14 protein-coding genes are annotated in these 16,557 nt (G+C 63.8%); 8 read left to right on the plus strand and 6 right to left on the minus strand.

What is annotated here, in order from left to right:
• Positions 1-8: 8 nt before the first annotated feature.
• Entirely contained in the window at positions 9-446 is a 438-nt protein-coding gene (locus KW835_RS16800) for a thermonuclease family protein (protein WP_218384434.1), read from the minus strand.
• A 601-nt stretch (positions 447-1,047) separates the two neighbouring features.
• On the opposite strand from KW835_RS16800, the gene KW835_RS16805 reads away from it, so the two are divergent.
• Entirely contained in the window at positions 1,048-1,710 is a 663-nt protein-coding gene (locus KW835_RS16805; RefSeq protein WP_218384435.1) for a DUF2242 domain-containing protein, read from the plus strand.
• 57 nt (positions 1,711-1,767) lie between these two features.
• Here the strand turns inward: KW835_RS16805 and KW835_RS16810 are convergent, their stop codons facing one another.
• On the minus strand, positions 1,768-2,307 hold the full coding sequence (locus KW835_RS16810) for an alpha/beta hydrolase (RefSeq protein WP_218384437.1): 540 nt from the start codon (positions 2,305-2,307) through the stop codon (positions 1,768-1,770).
• 131 nt (positions 2,308-2,438) lie between these two features.
• On the opposite strand from KW835_RS16810, the gene KW835_RS16815 reads away from it, so the two are divergent.
• On the plus strand, positions 2,439-2,876 hold the full coding sequence (locus KW835_RS16815; RefSeq protein ID WP_056423167.1) for an Lrp/AsnC family transcriptional regulator: 438 nt from the start codon (positions 2,439-2,441) through the stop codon (positions 2,874-2,876).
• 75 nt (positions 2,877-2,951) lie between these two features.
• On the opposite strand, the gene KW835_RS16820 is transcribed toward KW835_RS16815, so the two are convergent.
• On the minus strand, positions 2,952-3,497 hold the full coding sequence (locus KW835_RS16820; protein WP_218384713.1) for a dihydrofolate reductase family protein: 546 nt from the start codon (positions 3,495-3,497) through the stop codon (positions 2,952-2,954).
• Between the two features lie 253 nt (positions 3,498-3,750).
• On the opposite strand from KW835_RS16820, the gene KW835_RS16825 reads away from it, so the two are divergent.
• From KW835_RS16825 to KW835_RS16840, 4 genes are all read left to right on the plus strand, one after another.
• Positions 3,751-5,304, plus strand: a complete 1,554-nt coding sequence (locus KW835_RS16825) for an acyl-CoA synthetase (RefSeq protein WP_218384439.1) — start codon at positions 3,751-3,753, stop codon at positions 5,302-5,304.
• Between the two features lie 107 nt (positions 5,305-5,411).
• Positions 5,412-6,557, plus strand: a complete 1,146-nt coding sequence (locus KW835_RS16830) for a MaoC family dehydratase N-terminal domain-containing protein (RefSeq protein WP_218384441.1) — start codon at positions 5,412-5,414, stop codon at positions 6,555-6,557.
• A gap of 7 nt (positions 6,558-6,564) precedes the next feature.
• Positions 6,565-7,767, plus strand: coding sequence for a CaiB/BaiF CoA-transferase family protein (locus tag KW835_RS16835; RefSeq protein ID WP_218384443.1), 1,203 nt, complete (start codon positions 6,565-6,567; stop codon positions 7,765-7,767).
• 32 nt (positions 7,768-7,799) lie between these two features.
• Positions 7,800-8,774: a tripartite tricarboxylate transporter substrate binding protein gene (locus KW835_RS16840; RefSeq protein ID WP_218384445.1), complete on the plus strand. Its 975-nt coding sequence runs from the start codon at positions 7,800-7,802 to the stop codon at positions 8,772-8,774.
• Between the two features lie 142 nt (positions 8,775-8,916).
• On the opposite strand, the gene KW835_RS16845 is transcribed toward KW835_RS16840, so the two are convergent.
• Positions 8,917-9,870: an IclR family transcriptional regulator gene (locus KW835_RS16845; RefSeq protein WP_255593601.1), complete on the minus strand. Its 954-nt coding sequence runs from the start codon at positions 9,868-9,870 to the stop codon at positions 8,917-8,919.
• A 101-nt stretch (positions 9,871-9,971) separates the two neighbouring features.
• The gene (locus KW835_RS16850) at positions 9,972-10,382 is read right to left on the minus strand and encodes a PaaI family thioesterase (protein WP_339385435.1); all 411 of its coding nucleotides are present in this window, start codon (positions 10,380-10,382) and stop codon (positions 9,972-9,974) included.
• A gap of 392 nt (positions 10,383-10,774) precedes the next feature.
• On the opposite strand from KW835_RS16850, the gene KW835_RS16855 reads away from it, so the two are divergent.
• Entirely contained in the window at positions 10,775-11,725 is a 951-nt protein-coding gene (locus KW835_RS16855; protein WP_218384447.1) for a hypothetical protein, read from the plus strand.
• 80 nt (positions 11,726-11,805) lie between these two features.
• Complete coding sequence (locus tag KW835_RS16860; protein WP_255593602.1) at positions 11,806-12,300, plus strand: helix-turn-helix domain-containing protein; 495 nt, start codon at positions 11,806-11,808, stop codon at positions 12,298-12,300.
• Positions 12,301-12,566: 266 nt separating this feature from the next.
• Here the strand turns inward: KW835_RS16860 and KW835_RS16865 are convergent, their stop codons facing one another.
• A complete protein-coding gene (locus KW835_RS16865) occupies positions 12,567-16,487 on the minus strand; it encodes an NACHT domain-containing NTPase (protein ID WP_218384449.1) in 3,921 nt (1,306 codons plus the stop codon).
• Between the last annotated feature and the right edge of the window lie 70 nt (positions 16,488-16,557).

The raw sequence follows: 16,557 nt of genomic DNA on the forward strand, positions 1-16,557 counted from the left end.
GCCTGCCGTCAGCGCGGGTGGTGCCGGTGCCGGTAATCCCATGGCGCGAGCGGGCGGCGCTGCGCCCACAGGCCCGTGCTGCTGCTGCGTGCTTGCCGCTGCAGTGGCGCCAGGTGCGGATGCGCGCCGGCGTACGGTGTGTACACCCAGGCCAGCCCGGCGCGCACCTGGGCGGTGGCCACGTCGGTGCCTCCGCAGCGCACATTGGCCACCGTACGGCCATAGCTGTCTTCGTCCACCGGCTGCAGGATGGCGCGCTGCTTGAAGCACAACTGCGCGAGGTTCTGCCGCGACTTCTGGCCGAACGCCTGGCGCGACTCGGGCGCATCGATGGCGGCCACGCGGACCTTGACCTGCCGGTAGGCGCCGGGTGGGCCGCAACGGGCCGTGAGCGTGTCGCCGTCGCTGATGGCGACGACCAGGCAGAGGAGGGTGGCAAGGGGCACGGTGGGGGAGCGGGTTCAAGCGCTGGCGACTCGGCACAGCGCCTGGCATTGAGTGGGTAATTCGCGCTGCACCGCAAGATGGACCAGCGCAGTTAGCTATCAATAGTATAGCTGCTGGGGGTCTGGGAAAACGCCGAGTCCTGCCGCAACAAAGGTGAGCAAGGCGCGCCACGTGTGCAGGGGAGGTACGGCTGACCGTTTTTTAGGCAACGCGCCGCACGCCAGTGCTGGTGCGGGTTCTGCGGCTTGTTCCCGGATTTATCCACAGCTTGATACACATTGGACGGGCATAACTCGCAATGGCCCACCAGGCGGATGGCATTTGGTTCACACGCCTGTTGGCAAGGGGCTGCAAGCTATATTTTCAGTAGCATCGGGAGCACTCTGGCCGGTCGCCCGTGCAAATTAATACGTCAGTCGCCTTTTCCTGACGGCTGCGTGCGGCAGCTGGCGGCATAGTGCAGTGCAGCATCCCGCGTGCGCCGCAGTCTGGAGTTTCTAGAATCCACGGAACCCGGGGTGGCAGGCGCCGTCAGAGCAAGCGGGGCGGCTGCCCTGCTGCGGGCCCCTGCCAGCGCCTTACGGAATTGGTGAGAAAGACATGACCCAGACCCAGATCAAGACACACGACCAGGCCCACCTGTTGCCAAGCCCTGCATGCAAACCAGGGCCGTCTCTGACGGCCTCTCCCCTCGACAGGGTCCGTTGGCGGCCCGCCGCGCGCAGCGCTGGCGCAGCCGTATTGGCGGTCGGGGCGCTGCTGCTGGCCGGGTGCGTGGGCACCAATGTGAAGACGTTCGGCGTGCAGGAAAGCTTCGGCTCGGTGAGCACCTACTCGCGCATGTTCGACGCCACGCCCGCCCAGACCTGCGAGGCGTCCCGCCGTGCGCTGCTGAGCCAGGGCTACATCATCTCGTCGAGCAGTGCGGACCTGGTGGAAGGCAAGAAGAGCTTCCAGCCCGAGGCCGAATCGCATTTGCAGATGGTCGTGCGCGTGGTCTGCGTGCCCGAGGCCAGTGACGGCAAGGTGAGCCTGGGCTTCGTCACCGCGCTGCAGGACACCTATGCGCTGCGCAAGACCAACAACTCCGCCAGCCTGGGGGTGGGCGCCATCGGATCGGTCTCGCTGCCGCTGTCGGCCAGCAGCGAGTCGATGGTCAAGGTGGGCAGCGAGACGATCTCCAAGGACACGTTCTACGAAAGCTTCTTCGACCTGGTCAAGCGCTACCTCATCATCGACCAGGCGCAGGCACTGGGCGGCTGAGCCGGGCCCCTGTGGCACAGTGCCGCCCGCGCCAGCGTTGACGGCGTGCGCTCATTCTCAGCCCGCCTGTGCGCGCCAGCGCTCCACGTGGAGCCAGCCTTGCGGCCACGCGCCCAGGCCGCTGGCGGCATTGATGTGGCCTGCAGCGCCCAGCACCACATGCTCCGCATCCCAGTCGGCCGCGCGCCGCGCTGAAAAGTCGGGCGTGGAATAGGGGTCGTCGGTGCTGCTGATGAGCGTCAATCGGCGCATCGGCGGCAGGGCGCCCGGCAGCGGCGCAAAGCCTTGCGCATCGGCCGGGAAGTTCGGCCCCAGCGGATCGGGCACGGCCACCAGCAGCATGGCATGCACGGGCCTTGTGCCCAGGGCCGCCCACCGCACCGCCACCAGGCAACCCAGGCTGTGCGCCACCAGGATGGGTGGATCGCTCGCGCCCGCCACGGCAGCGTCCAGCGCCTGCACCCAGTCGCCGCACACGGGGTGGTCCCAGTCGGACTGCTGCACGCGCGAGACGCCGGCATGCTGCGCTTGCCACAACGACTGCCAATGGTGGGGGCCCGAGTTGTGGATGCCGGGGATGAGCAAGACTGGGCGCATGGCGTGATGTTTCTCGAGTTGGTGAAAGACCGCCTACGATAGGCAACGTGCGCTTCCCCGGCCAGGGGACATCATCGAAAAGCGCGCCCCCAAACCTTGAACTCATCGCCCGCTGGCAAAGGACCTTGCACGTGGAACTGGACAAGAAAGACCGGCAGATCCTCATGGCGCTGCAGCGCGACGCGCGGCAAAGCCTGTCGGCGCTGGGCAAGCAGATCGGCCTGTCGCAGCCCGCGATGAGCGAACGCGTGAAGAAGCTCGAAGACGCGGGCGTGATCGCCGGCTATGCGGCCCGCATAGACCTGGCGGCGGTAGGCCTGGGCCTGCAGGCGGTGGTGCGGGTGCGCACCACGCACGAACACATCCAGCGCTACGTGCAGCTGTTTCAGTCCATGCCCGAGGTGCTGGACGCCGTGCGCGTCACGGGCGAAGACTGCTTCGTGGTGCGCTGCGCCTTCGGCCAGCCTGCCGACCTGGAGCGCGTGGTCGATGCCCTGGCCGCACACGGCAGTGTGTCCACGTCGCTCGTGCTGTCGCACCCGGTGAGCAAAACCGTGGCGCTGGACTGAGCGTTCTTGGCACCAAAAAGGCCGCTGCAGCATTCTGGCAAAGCGCTGATAGCTATGTAAAGCATAGCAAGCGCCTCAAGGCCGCTGTACCGCGTAGCGCAGCTCCGCGAAGATGCCGCCCAGCGTGGCCACCGACTGCAGGCGCAGGGCCGCCGGCTGCTTGATCCGCCGCGGCAGCAGCGGCGCACCCGTGCCCAGCGTGACGGGGGCCACCTGCACGATCAGTTCGTCCAGCAGGCCGGCATCGTAAAACTGACCCACCAGTTCGCCACCGCCCACGACCCAGACATTGCGCCCCGCCGCAGCCCGCACCATGGCCTGGTGCACGGGCTGCACGTCGCCACGCGCAAAGCGCACGTCCGCGCCCGGGATGCCGCGCAGCGTGCGTGAGCTGAATACCCATGCGGGCTGCGCGTAGGGCCACGGCTGGCCCGCGTCGATGGCGTGTTTCAGCATCCATTCGTAGGTGTGCGATCCCATGGCGAGCGCGCCCACGTCGCGGATGAAGGCGGGGTAGCTGGACCCTTCCACCTCGCCGAACTGCAGCAGCCAGCCGAGGTCGTGGTCGGGCGTGGCGATAAAGCCGTCCAGGCTGGACGCGCCGTAGAACTGCGTCTTCATACGTTCCTTCATGTCTTTGTGAGCCTGGGACCTTATGGCGCGCTCGTGACAGCGTACTGGCAGCAATGCGCGGGCCTTTCCATTTTTGCTGTCCCTGGCATGGCGGCTCGCGGCGCGCGCGGGCGCGCGAATAGCGCGCTGCCGAAGTTTTCAATTTCTCAAAAAATTGTACTTAGACAATTTAAAGTCGCATTTGACAATAATTGCCGGCAAATCGAGACTGCATGCACCGCCACACAGAGCCCATGCAAAGATGAAACGCCTGACCGACTACACGAGCCATGCAGATGCCCAAGCCCACTTTGCGCCAGAGCGCCTGTGGGATCTATTTGACGGAGACCGCACCGCGTTCAACATCGCCCACGAGTGTGTGGACCGCCACGCAGGCCAGGGCCGCGCTGCGGTGATCGTCTGCCGCGCAGACGGTGTGGACGAGACCATCACCTTCGACGAACTCTCGCGGGACTCCGCCCGGTTCGCGCACTACCTGGAAGGCCGCGGCGTGCAGCGCGGCGACCGCGTGGCGATCATGCTGGAGCCCTCGCGGGCCTTCTACACGGCCATGTTCGGCGTGATCAAGCGGGGCGCCATCGCCGTGCCGCTGTTCACCCTGTTCGGGCCCGACGGCGTGCGCTTGCGGGTAGGAGACTGCAAGCCCAGCCTTCTCATCACCAACGAAGAAAAGCGCGAGGTCGTCGCGGGCCTGGGCACCACGGCGTTCGAAGTGTTCGACGGCGCCCTGTGGCAACAACTGCAGGCGCTGCCGGCCACCTACACCACGACATCGCAGGCCGACGATCTGGCCGTCTTCCAGTACACGTCCGGCACCACGCGGGAGCTGCCCGAGGCTGTGAAGCACACGCACAAGGCGCTGGTCACGCTGATGGTGGCGGCGCTCTACGGCACGGGACTGCGGCCTGGCGACCGGTTCATGTGCCCGTCGTCACCCGCCTGGGGGCACGGCTTGTGGCACGGCACGCTGGCGCCGCTGGCGCTGGGCCTGACCATTGGCAGCTACAGCGGCCGCTTCAACGCCGAGCGCTTGCTGCAGGCGCTGTCGGTGCATCGCTTCACCAACATGTCGGCCGCCGCCACGCACTACCGCATGATGAAGAACTGCGGCAAGGCGGGCGACCACAGCTACCACTTCGACAAGCTCTCGTTCACCGGCGAGCCCATCGATGACGACACGGCCGACTTCGTTCAGCAGTGCTTCGGCCTGCCGGTTTGCAGCATGTACGGCACCACCGAGATCGGGGTCGTGCTCGCCAGCTACCCCGGGGCCAAGGACTTTCCGGTCAAGCGCGGATCGTTGGGCAAGGCTGTTCCGGGCACGAGCGTCGAGGTGCACGACGCCGACGGCAACGTGTGCCCGCCGGGCACCACGGGCCAGCTCATGGTGCTGCGGCGCGGCCAATGGATTCCGACCAAGGACCTGGGCCGCACCGACGGGGACGGCTATTTCTTTCACGGCGGGCGTGCCGACGACGTGATCATCTCCGCCGGCTGGACCATGAGCGCCGTGGAGATCGAGAACGTGATCCTCATGCACGACGACGTGCTCGAAGCGGCCGTGATCGGCGTGCCCGACGCACTGCGCGGCCAGGTGGTCAAGGCGTTCGTCGTGTCGCACCGCGCGCGCAGCGACGGCTTCGTCGAAGAGCTGCAGAGCCTCGTCAAGGCCAAGCTCAGCCAGCACGAGTACCCGCGCCACATCGCCTTCGTGGCGGAGCTGCCCAAGACCCCTGCGGGAAAGTTGCACCGCAAGGTGCTGCGCGAGCGCGAGGCCGCCGCCGCTGTGGCCTGAGCGGTTGCCTCGCGTCCCCTCTGTGCTTTCCCCTTTCTTCGCCCTTCCTTTTTCCCTTTCCGTTGCTTCCCCGTTTTCGCCCATCCACAACCCAAGGAGACTTCACCATGTCCACCGCCACCACGCCCCAGCGCAGCTTTCCCAAGATCACCGACAGCGGCCTTGACGAACTGCGCGAACGCATCGGCACCAAGATCGGCCAGACGGCCGAACCCTGGTGCTACGAGGCCACGCGCGACAACATCCGCCACTATGCGCACGGCATCGGCGACGACAACCCGCTGTGGTGCGACCCCGACTACGCGGCCAAGAGCCACTACGGCGGCATCGTCGCGCTGCCCAGCTTCCTGTTCGCCACCAGCCGCATCGTGTCGGGCTATGTGGGCGGGCTGCCGGGCGTGCACGCCATGTGGTCGGGTGCGGACTGGACCTGGCACAAGCCCGTGCGCCGCAACGACGTGATATCCACCGAAGCATCCCTCAAAGACCTGATCGAGCACCAGACCCGCTTTGCCGGCCGCGCCATCCAGCAGATCTACCACGTGGACTTCTTCAACCAGGACGGCGACAAGGTGGCCGAGGCCGACAGCTGGTGCTTTCGCACCGAACGCGACCATGCGCGCGAGCAGGGCAGCAAGTACCAGAGCGTTCGCGAACGCGGCCCGCGCCAGTACACCGACGAGGAGCTGGGCGAGGCCTACAAGCTCTACCGCAACGAGGAAGTGCGCGGCGCCACCCCCCGCTACTGGGACGACGTGAACGTGGGCGACGAGCTGCCCACCATGTTCAAGGGCCCGATGACGGTGACCGGCTTCATCGCCTACGCGCAGGGCTGGGGCGGCCTTTACATCCGCGCCAACAAGCTGGCCTGGAAGCTGATCGACGCGCACCCGGGCGTGGGCATCAAGAACCGTTTCGGCATTCCGGACGTGCCAGAGCGCGTGCATTGGGAAGAAGACTTCGCGCTCGAAGTGGGCGCGCCCGGCGCGTACGACTACGGCCCGGAGCGCACATCGTGGCTCACCCACCACCTGACCAACTGGATGGGCGACGCGGGCTTCCTGCACAAGGCCAGCTGCAAGATCCGCCGCCACAACCCCGAGGGCGACATGCTGTTCATCAAGGGCAAGGTCACGCGCAAGTTCGAGGAGGGCGGCAAGCACCTGGTCGAGATCACGCAGGAGGCGCACAACCAGGACGGCGAGCTCTCGGTGCTCGGCAGCGGCGTGGTGGTGTTGCCACGGCGCGGGTAGCCGCAGCATGACAAGCATCAGCGCCCCGGCGCTGCACGGCCTGCGCGTGGTGGACCTGACCCGTGTGCTCGCCGGCCCGCTGTGCACCCAGATGCTCGCCGACAACGGCGCCCAGGTGGTCAAGATCGAGCCGCCCGGCGGCGACGAGACGCGCCACCTGGGCCCGCCCTACGACGACAGCGGCCACTCGGCCTACTTTGCCGCGCTCAACCGCGGCAAGAAGGCCATCAGCCTGGACCTGAGCCAGCCGGCCGCGCAAGAGGTGCTGCACCGCCTGCTGCAGGATGCCGATGTGCTGGTGGAGAACTTTCTGCCCGGCACCATGGAGAAGTGGGGCCTGGGCTACGAAGCGGTGCTGGCCGCGCGCTACCCGCGCCTCATCTACTGCGCCATCTCGGGCTTTGGCCGTGACGGCCCGCTGGGCGGCCTGCCAGGCTACGACGCGGTGCTGCAGGCGCAGTGCGGCCTGATGAGCATCAACGGCGAGTCGGCCACGGGCGCCACGCGCATGGGCATACCCATCGTGGACCATCTCACGGGCTATGTGGCGCTCACGGGCATCCTGATGGCCGTGTGCAGCCGGCAGGAGAGCGGCGCGGGGCAGCGGGTGGAAGCCACGCTGTACGACACCGCACTGAGTCTGCTGCTGCCCCACGCCTCGAACTGGTTCGCGTCGCGCAAGGCGCCGGGGCTGCTGGGCAGCGCGCACCCCAACATCGCCCCGTACGACAAGTTCAGGGCGCGGGACGGGCATGTCTTCATCGGAATCCTCAACGATGGGCAGTTTCGCCGGTTCAGCCAGCACATCGGGTGCCCCGGCCTGCCGGACGATGCGCGGTTCCACGCCAACGCAGACCGCATCGCGCACCGCCAGGCGCTCAAGGACATCATCGAGTCCGCGATTGCCGCGCACGACTGCGAGCCGCTGTGCGAGTCGCTGATGCGCGTGGGCGTGCCCGCCGGGGTGGTCAACGACGTGCCCCAGGCGCTGGCCCAGGCGCACTGCGCGCACCGGCAGATGGTCATCCGCCAGGGAACGTTCACGGCGCTGCGCGCTCCTGCGCGGCTGTACGGTACCCCGGCGGTGCCCGGAGCGCCGCCACCGGTTTTCAGCCAACATGCCGACGAGGTGCTGGCCGATCTCGGTTTCAATGAAGCCCAAAGGGGAGAGATGTACCGCCGCGGCGTTGCCCGCGCTCCCTCTGCCTGACGGGCAGATCACAAAAAATACAGGAGACAAGCATGCGAACCATCGCTGCCATCATGACGGCTGCCAGTGTGGTGTGGACTTTTGGAACTGCCCATGCGCAGGCCCCCGCGCCGGGCTACCCCACCAAGCCCATCCGGATCATCGTGGCCTATGCCGCCGGGCAGGGCACGGACGTGGCCACGCGCTTCATCGGGGAGCAGTTGGCCCGGGAGCTGGGTCAGCCCATCGTCGTCGAGAACAAGGCGGGTGCGGGCGGCAACCTGGGCACCGAGCTCACGGCACAGGCCGCGCCCGACGGCTACACGCTGACCATGGGCACCAATGCCACGCATGTGCTCAACCAGTTCCTGTACGCCCGGCTCGCGTTCGACCCCGAGAAGGACTTCGAGCCCATCGCCATGGTGGGCACCTTCCCGATGGTGGTGGCGGTGGGCGCGGGCGCTCCCCATCACTCGGTGGCGGAGCTGCTGGAGTCCGTGAAACGCGCGCCGCGCTCGGCCGACATCGCCATGCCCAGCACCTCGGCGCGCCTGGTGGTCGAGTTTCTGAAAGAGCGCTCGGCGGTGCCGTTGTTCGGTGTGCCGTACAAGGGCTCGGGCAACGCGGTGACGGATGTGTTGGGCGGGCAGTTGCCCGCCGTCATCGACACGCCGCTGGCGCTGCGGCCCCACATCGTCGGGGGCAAGCTGCGTGCCCTGGGGGTGACGTCGGCCACGGCCAGCAGCCTGGTGCCGGGCGTCAAGCCAGTGGCCGAGCAAGGCTACGCGGGCTTCGAGTTCATCGCCTGGAACGCGCTGTATGCCCCCAAGGGCACGCCTGCGGCAGTCGCAGGCGCCCTGAACGCCGCCGTCAACAAGGTGCTGGCCCGGCCCGAGGTGCGCCAGCGCCTGCTGGAACTGGGCTTCGAGCCCGCCGGGGGCACGGCAGCGTCGCTGCATGATTTTGCGAAGCGGGAGCGCCAACGCTGGGCGCCGATCATCAAGGCGGCGGGGATCCGGGCGGATTGAGGTTGCCGGTCGTTGCGGGCACCGCCTCGATCCGTTCGGGCTGAGTCTGTCGAAGCCAGGGCACGCCTAGTGACTGCCCTTCGACATGCTCAGGGCGAACGGTGAGAGGGTGGTAGGGAGGTAAGGCGGTGTGCAGCGGCAATCAGCCCGCGCCGCCTACCAGGCGTGAAAGATCCGCAGCCTCGCGCTGCATCACCTGGGCCAGTTGCTGCACCACGGCGGCGCCCATCTGGCTGCTCAGGCCCACCACCACCAGCGTGTGCACCAGCCGGCCGCCGGGCGCGAACACCGGCACGGCCACCACCGTGATGCCTGCCATGAAGTTGTCGCGGTCCAGGCTCCAGCCGCGCGAACGTGTCAGCTCGACCTCTTTCTTCCAGGTGGTGTAGGTAGGTGCCTTGTCCCAGACCACGCGGGCGAATTTTTCCTTGAGCACTGGCCATGTCTCACCGCTGTAGGCCGCGATCAGCCGCCCGGTGGCGCTGACCAGCGTCTCGAACTGGCTGCCCACATCAGTGTGCACGCGAAACGGCTGGCTGGAGCGCGACAGCGCCACCACCATCACCGTCTGCCGCGCAGTGATCTCCACGCCCATGGCCGTCACGCCGAACTGCGCAGCCAAGCGGTCGAGGACGGGCTGCACCAGCTGCGTGAAGCCGCCGCCTTCCAGCACGCTGCGGGCCAGGCTGATCATGCCCGTGCCCAGCGCGTAGCGCTTGGTGGCGGGGTCCAGGGTGACCAGGTCTTCCGCCACGAGCACCCGCAGGATGTGCAGGCAGGTGCTGGGCACGAGGTCGAGCTCCTGCGCCACGGTCTTGAGCGTCAGGGGCTGCTTGTGCTCGCCCAGCAGCCGCAGGATGGCGATGGAGCGCGTGACGGCCGGCACCGGCCGCACGCGCACACCCTTGGCGGGCGCGACGGATCCGGCGGATACGCTGGTGCGGGTGGCGGTTGTCTTGGTGCGGGAGGCCATGGAGGAGTTCGAGAGCTTCGACCTGCCGAGCGTAAACGCTTTTGCGGCTTTCTCTGCAGCGGCCGTGCCGTGCGGCCGGGCGCCGAAAAGTGCCATGAGGCTGTGGTGGGCGGGAATGTCCATGGGCGCTCCTTGTCTGCGTACAACGGTCTTGCGGATGCCTTGCAGGTATCGCCTGCACAAGCGGCCTGCGGCGGGCTGCAGTCAACCGCGAAGGCCTGTCTTCACTTCAGCACTTTCATGAGCGCCTGCGCTGTCAGCACCAGGCTGTCGCCCGCGCGCAATTCGCCGCGCAGGAAGACCAGGCTGCCCGTGCGCTGCGTCACCACAGCGCGGGCCTGCACGAGCTGGCCTGCGCGCGCCGGCCCCATGAAGTGCGAATCCAGCTGCAGCGTCACGCACGGCAAACGTCCGCAGGCCCCCCACGCCACGGTGCTCAGTGCGTGGTCCATCAGCGTCAGCAGGACGCCGCCATGGGCGGTGCCGGCCGGGTTCAGGTGGTGCGTCTCGATCGCGAAGCCATAGGCCCAGCCGCTGTCTTCGCGCAGCGTCCACAGCGGCCCTGCATGGTCGATGAAGCCGGTGAGGCTGCGCGCCTTCCAGCCGGGGTGGGGTGGAGTGAAGGTATCGGGCACTTAAAAATCCTCGCGCCTGGATGTCTGACAAACGCGAAAATTATTGTACTTGTGTAATTGAATTGTACTAATACAAAAGCAGATGCAGCACATTCAGGGCTGACGCTGCGCAGAAGCCGGGCAATCAGGCACTTGTGGATCGGGCGCGGGTGCCCCGTCGTTATCAGAATGCCGCTCGTGCTTGTCTCTTTGAGAATGAACAAGGGATAGACGCGGGTTTTGGTGGTGCATTCGCACTTGGGCGACGCATTCACTCACCGCTCGATACAGCTCTTACCGCGCACAAGTTGACCCGTGTCTTACCGAATTCGTACAGTGACTTTTTCTTCCCTTGTCAGGAGCGTGACTGTATGAAGTTTCTATCCCTGTGCATCGCCTTGTTGCTGCCCACCATGGCAACCGCTGAGCCCTATGAGAAGGACAATGGCGTCATCCGCATCCGGCTCAATGAAGAAATTTTGCCCCATGGCACAGCGTCCCCCATGATCACCAACATGTGGATCGCCGGACGCTTGGCAGTACCGCATGACAATGCGGGCGCCGATTTTCAGATGACGTCACGCAGCAGCGAAGGAAATCTCTACAACCCCACTCAGGGCGGAGACTGCGCAGGACGCACATCAGATCTCACAGGTGTGATCCCCAACTGGAACGGCGCCCAACTCGGCACACCGTCCAACAAGGGCATTCTGCTGGGGATCGATCCGCTGCTCTATAACGAACCAGGCGTTTCCGGCACTTGCCAGGCACCCGTCAAGCAGGTTGCTCCGTACGACATGGCCTTCGGCGTGACATTGGGAGACGGCGTCTCTGTCCCCCGCGAAGCGATGGTGCTGGACATGTCCATCCGAAAGGACGGCCCTACCTCCCCGGACCTGGTGAAGGCGCTGTCAGAACTCCCTGTGGCTTTTGTCGACGTCAACTTCCTGCGCTACGCCTACTACAGCACCAACGGCACGCAGTTCCAGCACATGCTGGCGCCCACAGCCTCGGGCCCCAGCCATGACATCAAGCAGTGGGCTTGGGATGAGAACTACATACAAAGCGGTCATGCCATCGCACTGTGCGACCGCCCTGACATGGTCGAGCAGCCGGACCAGGGCACCTGCATGGCTTTCTACTCGCACGAGCACACGCGTGTGTATGCAAGCCATCGCCAAGGCTCGCCCAATGAGCTGGCGCTGATGTCCGTCCTCGGCGATAACGCTGCCGCGCCCACCATCACCGATACCCAGTGGTACACGGCTCGCAGGCTGGTGGCAGTGGGCAACCTGTCTACCGTAGCCGCAGTGATCACACACGCCGAGCAGAACTACCCGGCGTCGGGGTGGGCACGCTGGTAGCTCATGCACGCACCTTCATGGTGGATTCGTAGCCACCAACGATCTGTGGCACGTCTCCGAGCGTTGGGGGGCAGGTTGGCATGGAAATCAAAAAACGAGGCACCCAAGCTACCATTGGGCCTATGAATACGTTTTCCAATGCTTTTCGCGCTGAAGTTGTTCGTATGGCTCGCAAGGAGCTCAAGCCTGAGCTTCAGGGCATGCGCAAGGCGATCACTGGCCATCGCTCAGAGATCGCAGCTCTGAAGCGAGAGGTCAAGGCTCTGACTTCCCAGCTCAAGGCTACTCAACGGCAGATCAACAGGACGGATGCTCCTAAAACCAAGGCCCCGACAGAGGACGTCAACCTCAAGAAGTCGAGGCAGATCCATTTCAATGCGCAGGCGCTGATCGACAAGCGAGCCGCACTCGGACTCACGCAAAAGCAGATGGCCCTACTGCTGGATGCTTCCTCGCTGTCTGTGTACAAGTGGGAAACGGGCCAAGTTCATCCACGGGCAGCGCAGTTGGAGCGCATCGCTGGAGCGCTTAAGCTGGGTAAGCGCGAAGCGGTTGCACGACTCAATCAGCAGTAAACGTTAGATGGTGGGCCGGATGGCTCCTGCCGTGCGCTCCGCTGCGACGGAACCTTCTCGAGGTGGTGGGTCATTGACTGCTTCAGGCTGGTTGCGGCCATTTCCGACTAGCCTTCGATTGACGGCTAGCGCAGACAAAGCCGACACTTCTTACTCGTTTCGTCAAACAGGGGACTTCAGGGCAAGTTGCGGCAGCAGTCTTATTCTTCTGCTCCCCTCCAGGCGAGTACTCCCCCTAAGGTCAGCGTCGCGGGCAAGCGCGAACTCTATTTTCCGCTACGTACTGAACAATCGAGCACGTGAATCGTCACCCAGTGTTTTTCGTCTGTCGACAAGCCTGACTCCAGCATTGCCTCCAACTCCTCGGGGGTCTGCGGCCGCACGCCAGTAGGGGGACGGGGCACTTCCGCTGATTTCCCGAACCAAAGCACGAGGTAGATACCGTAGCCCTTGGCTCTTGGATCGGTCGAGTAGCGCGCAATGAGCTGTCCTCGAGTGGCAGTCCATAGTTCGCTATGCTGATCGCGCTTGACCTCGATGGGCACACCGCCCAGGATACCTGTAGTGCACCAAACATCGGAACGCTTGCCGTCGGCATGATGGGTTTCCGGTAAGCAGGCAATTTCAAATCGCTCCAACCGAAAGCGCAACTGATCCACTAACGTGTCGCGACAAAGCTCTTCATGACGAGGAGAAGTCGGCTTCTTGCGCGAGTCGGCATTCCAATACTGAAGGTTTAGGTTCAGGTCGCTGTGGCGAATCTGTTCCTTCAGCTCCTCGAGTGTGTCGTTTACAACGGCGGCAATCTCAACTGGGCAGGAAGGCGCTCCCTGCTGCAAGGTTGCGCAGACTTGCACCCACGTGGGCTTGTTGTAAGTAGCGTCGCGACGGACGCTCTGCTGAGCAACCCGGGCTGATCGCAATTCGGATGCCCATTCGGCGAGTGCAGGCAGGCTACCGAGACGCTCTAGTTGCTTGGCGCTTTCGGCATCCGGTCTACCGGCCAACTCGTTGAGATAGCGTTTGGCGAGCTCAGCACGATCCATGGAAGGGCTAACCCATCCTGCGCCGAGGGGCCGGGCCGGAGAGCAACCGGCAGCAAAATGCTCGATAAAACATCCAAGCACGCTCGCAGATTGCGGAATGCCAGTACCGTGGATCTCTCTCCGGTGATACAGAAAATCAGCGAGATATTGAGCCGCTGGCGGGCGGCGCTCTAAGTAGCGTTGTGCGATCGACAGGTAACGATCAGGGTCGAGAAGTAAGCCAGCAGCGAGCCAGCAAGCGCGCTGCGGCCCATCCACTTTTGGAGCGTCAAGCCGAACCTGGATGAGGGAAAACAACTCATCGTGCAAAGGCAGCGTCAGCGCCACATGCAGCATGTCCGAGAGAGCATGTCGGAGATTTGGACGCGCACGCATGGGGAACTGTGCAAGCATCGGCATTAGACATCTTCTCGTTACTTCCGCGTACGATGGGTCGCGAAAGAGATGAGTGATATGAGGACTGCGGATCTTCCATCGCATTGCGGCCATTAGATAAGCACTTACAGCATCGGCCACGCATTGCGGCCGGGATGCGACGGCTGCTGCCACCCAGGTGTCATGGTTCTTGACTGAGTGCACCAGGACTGCCACCATTGCAGCAACAAGGTGACCGTCTGACATCGAATCGAGGAATGCGTGATCCTGGCGATAGGCAAGTTCCAAACTGATCAGCGCTGGCACGTTTAGCACCATCGCCTTGCCTTCAGCGGCGGCGGCTAGGGTCTGTTCCACCGATGGCAGGTCATCCCGGTAAATAGTGGTGCGCAGCGCCGTGAACGCAGCTTCCACCAATTCCTGGTCGCCAGAAAAGAAACTGCTCAGCCTCTCCAGCGGCGTTTCACCATCGACGTCATAGTGTCTATGTTCATAGACTATTGCCACTTCTCTGAGAAGACCAAGCGGTACCGGCGACGCTGAGAAATCGGACAGCCGTGCGCGATAGCGGTCGTGCCTTTGAGCCGCCCTAAGCGCACGTTCTTTTCGGCGTACAGCCTCTTTCAACCTCCACTGCCATCGCTCAAAGCTGCACGTAAGCCTATCGGTGAGCACGTCTTGCCATCCACGCGCCTCACTTAGCGCTTCACACGCGAGCAGTATCTTTTCCAACTCGGGCCCGGGTTCGTGCGGGACGGCCAGAGTGAAGTATTCCTTAGCCTGTTCCTCATCTTCGGTCGCTTGGGCTTTGGAAAGCCACCATGCCGCCGTACCAGCCGGCGCTGGGGCTCTATGCAGGCGGCCTTCCGCCGACCGCACCGGATTCTCGTCGTTTGCGCATCGATTCAAAGCGATGTCCAACAACGAGAAATAGCGGGAGGGGCGGGCTTGCAGCCACTCATGCAGCATCTGCTTGGTACTGTTTTCAAGCAAGCTCTCCGTGTAGTCGCCGCAAGACGCTTCCAACCAGTTCAGTAATCGCTCGTCAGGGACTTCTTCGGCGCCGTCTTTGAGCACGCGGGCAAGCAGATTGCCAAACACCTCCGCGTATTCGCGTGAGGTGTCTCCGCTGCGTAGTTCTACCCGCGCAGCAAAGCCGTCCAGCAACTTCATCACTTCGAGGACTTCAATCTCGGTCAGATTGTGTCGCCAGAACATCCGGTAGTTGCCGATTAGGTTGTCTTGTTTCGGTTGATGAAAGAACGCTGGGAGATCCTCAGACGCAAGTACACGTGGGTACATCGCATCCAGCAATGCACCGAGGAGTTCATCGTCTCTGTCCGTCACGACTCCTGAATCGATATCTGTGAGCAACTTGCGCAATGATGGATCTTTCTCACCGACCCAGCGCAGGTAGACCTTCAAGGCGCGGCTACGCACGGCCGGCCACAAACATGCATCTCGGATCATGGACAGCACAAGTTGCGTCAATACTGGGTCCGGTGGCACTTGAAATAGACCTTCAAGCAGCGCGACAAGCAGGAACTGATGGTTCTCCGAGCGATTGGATTCAGCCATTCGCAGGCTGATCACCGGCTGCATGTCCGATGTGATCAACGCCGCAAACGGTCGGCCTTCCCATTCATACCAGCGAAAGGATGCCGATTCAGCTATTTGCCCGCCAAGCTTGTCCATCAGTACAGTTTTATCGGCGATGGAGAAATGCTTCGCGTCTCCGTATAGCAGGACACCGAGCGGATCGAGCCGTATAACAGTGGTCCGCGCTACAGGTGACATCGATGCCAGCCAACTGGCCAGGCCGCGCATGCTACTGACGATGCCCCCGTCCATGCCGCAAATCAACGCACGGGCACGTCGCACCGTGAGCTTTTCCTGAAGGCGATCTGCCAAGCAGCGTGCGGCGAGGAATTCGGCCACAGTTCGGTGCACAGGTGCAAAGACATCGTGCCCAATCGATTTGAACAAGCGGCTAGCCAAGGCTTCGTCCAGTGGAAGTCGCTCTGGGTTTGGCACCTCGTTCAACTTGAGCACTCGGTCTGGAGGGCTCTGAGAGTAGGTAAACCCTGCGAGGTCGGCAATCAGCTGAATGGCACAGAGGTAAGCGGCCGCCCGCTGAAGCCGTCCTTGATCCGGCGCTCTTTTGCGTGTCGCGGCGAGGTGCTCCTCGTTGTGCTCTTGCACCAGACGCTCGCACGCCATTGCATAGACTGCATGCCGCGTCTCAGGCCAGCGATTGGTCGGACCGACTGCGGTGGCGAGCATGCCCAAGGTCTGCGGATTGAACAGCAGGGCTGTCAGTCCATGTTGTTCAGCCATGGCGATGAAGGCCTGCGGATCGGCGATATCATGATTAGCTGAAAGGATGGCTGTCACGTCTGCGAGCATCAGCGGTTGCAGGGTGAACACCTGAATCTTTTCGCCTGCGGGGAGTAGCGCTTGCAATTTGGCTGCGTCTGGATTCCCCAGCCAGTCGGCGACGCGGCACGAGATGCGGAATCTGCGGCATCCCAGTTGCTGCAGCTTTCTGCGTATGTTGTCTAGGGGAACCCTGCCGTCCTCTGTACCTGCGCGCGTCTCGTCGAGACCGTCAATAAATACCGGTAGCGTTGAGCCTCTCAATTCTGGATGATCATCAAGCGCTAGAAAGTCACCTGCGCTGACGCGGTAGCCACCCACAGCGTCGGCTTGCTGCCTAAAGGCTTCGGTCTTACCCAATCCAGGATCACCCAACAACACGTAGGCCATCACGGCCCGTGTGTCGTCCAATGGCACGGGCTTGGCAATGGCGTCTTCCTCGTGGTCGGGTTGGACCACA

Source organism: Acidovorax sp. sic0104, assembly GCF_019219095.1.
In the GTDB taxonomy this organism is placed as follows: Bacteria; Pseudomonadota; Gammaproteobacteria; order Burkholderiales; family Burkholderiaceae_C; genus Acidovorax.

Coding starts and splice junctions, on each gene's coding strand:
- KW835_RS16805 (WP_218384435.1), top strand. CDS start 1,048: ATGACCCAGACCCAGATCAAGACACACGACCAGGCCCACCTGTTGCCA.
- KW835_RS16810 (WP_218384437.1), bottom strand. CDS start 2,307: ATGCGCCCAGTCTTGCTCATCCCCGGCATCCACAACTCGGGCCCCCAC.
- KW835_RS16820 (WP_218384713.1), bottom strand. CDS start 3,497: ATGAAGACGCAGTTCTACGGCGCGTCCAGCCTGGACGGCTTTATCGCC.
- KW835_RS16825 (WP_218384439.1), top strand. CDS start 3,751: ATGAAACGCCTGACCGACTACACGAGCCATGCAGATGCCCAAGCCCAC.
- KW835_RS16830 (WP_218384441.1), top strand. CDS start 5,412: ATGTCCACCGCCACCACGCCCCAGCGCAGCTTTCCCAAGATCACCGAC.
- KW835_RS16835 (WP_218384443.1), top strand. CDS start 6,565: ATGACAAGCATCAGCGCCCCGGCGCTGCACGGCCTGCGCGTGGTGGAC.
- KW835_RS16840 (WP_218384445.1), top strand. CDS start 7,800: ATGCGAACCATCGCTGCCATCATGACGGCTGCCAGTGTGGTGTGGACT.
- KW835_RS16845 (WP_255593601.1), bottom strand. CDS start 9,870: ATGGACATTCCCGCCCACCACAGCCTCATGGCACTTTTCGGCGCCCGG.
- KW835_RS16855 (WP_218384447.1), top strand. CDS start 10,775: ATGGCAACCGCTGAGCCCTATGAGAAGGACAATGGCGTCATCCGCATC.
- KW835_RS16860 (WP_255593602.1), top strand. CDS start 11,806: ATGGAAATCAAAAAACGAGGCACCCAAGCTACCATTGGGCCTATGAAT.
- KW835_RS16865 (WP_218384449.1), bottom strand. CDS start 16,487: ATGGCCTACGTGTTGTTGGGTGATCCTGGATTGGGTAAGACCGAAGCC.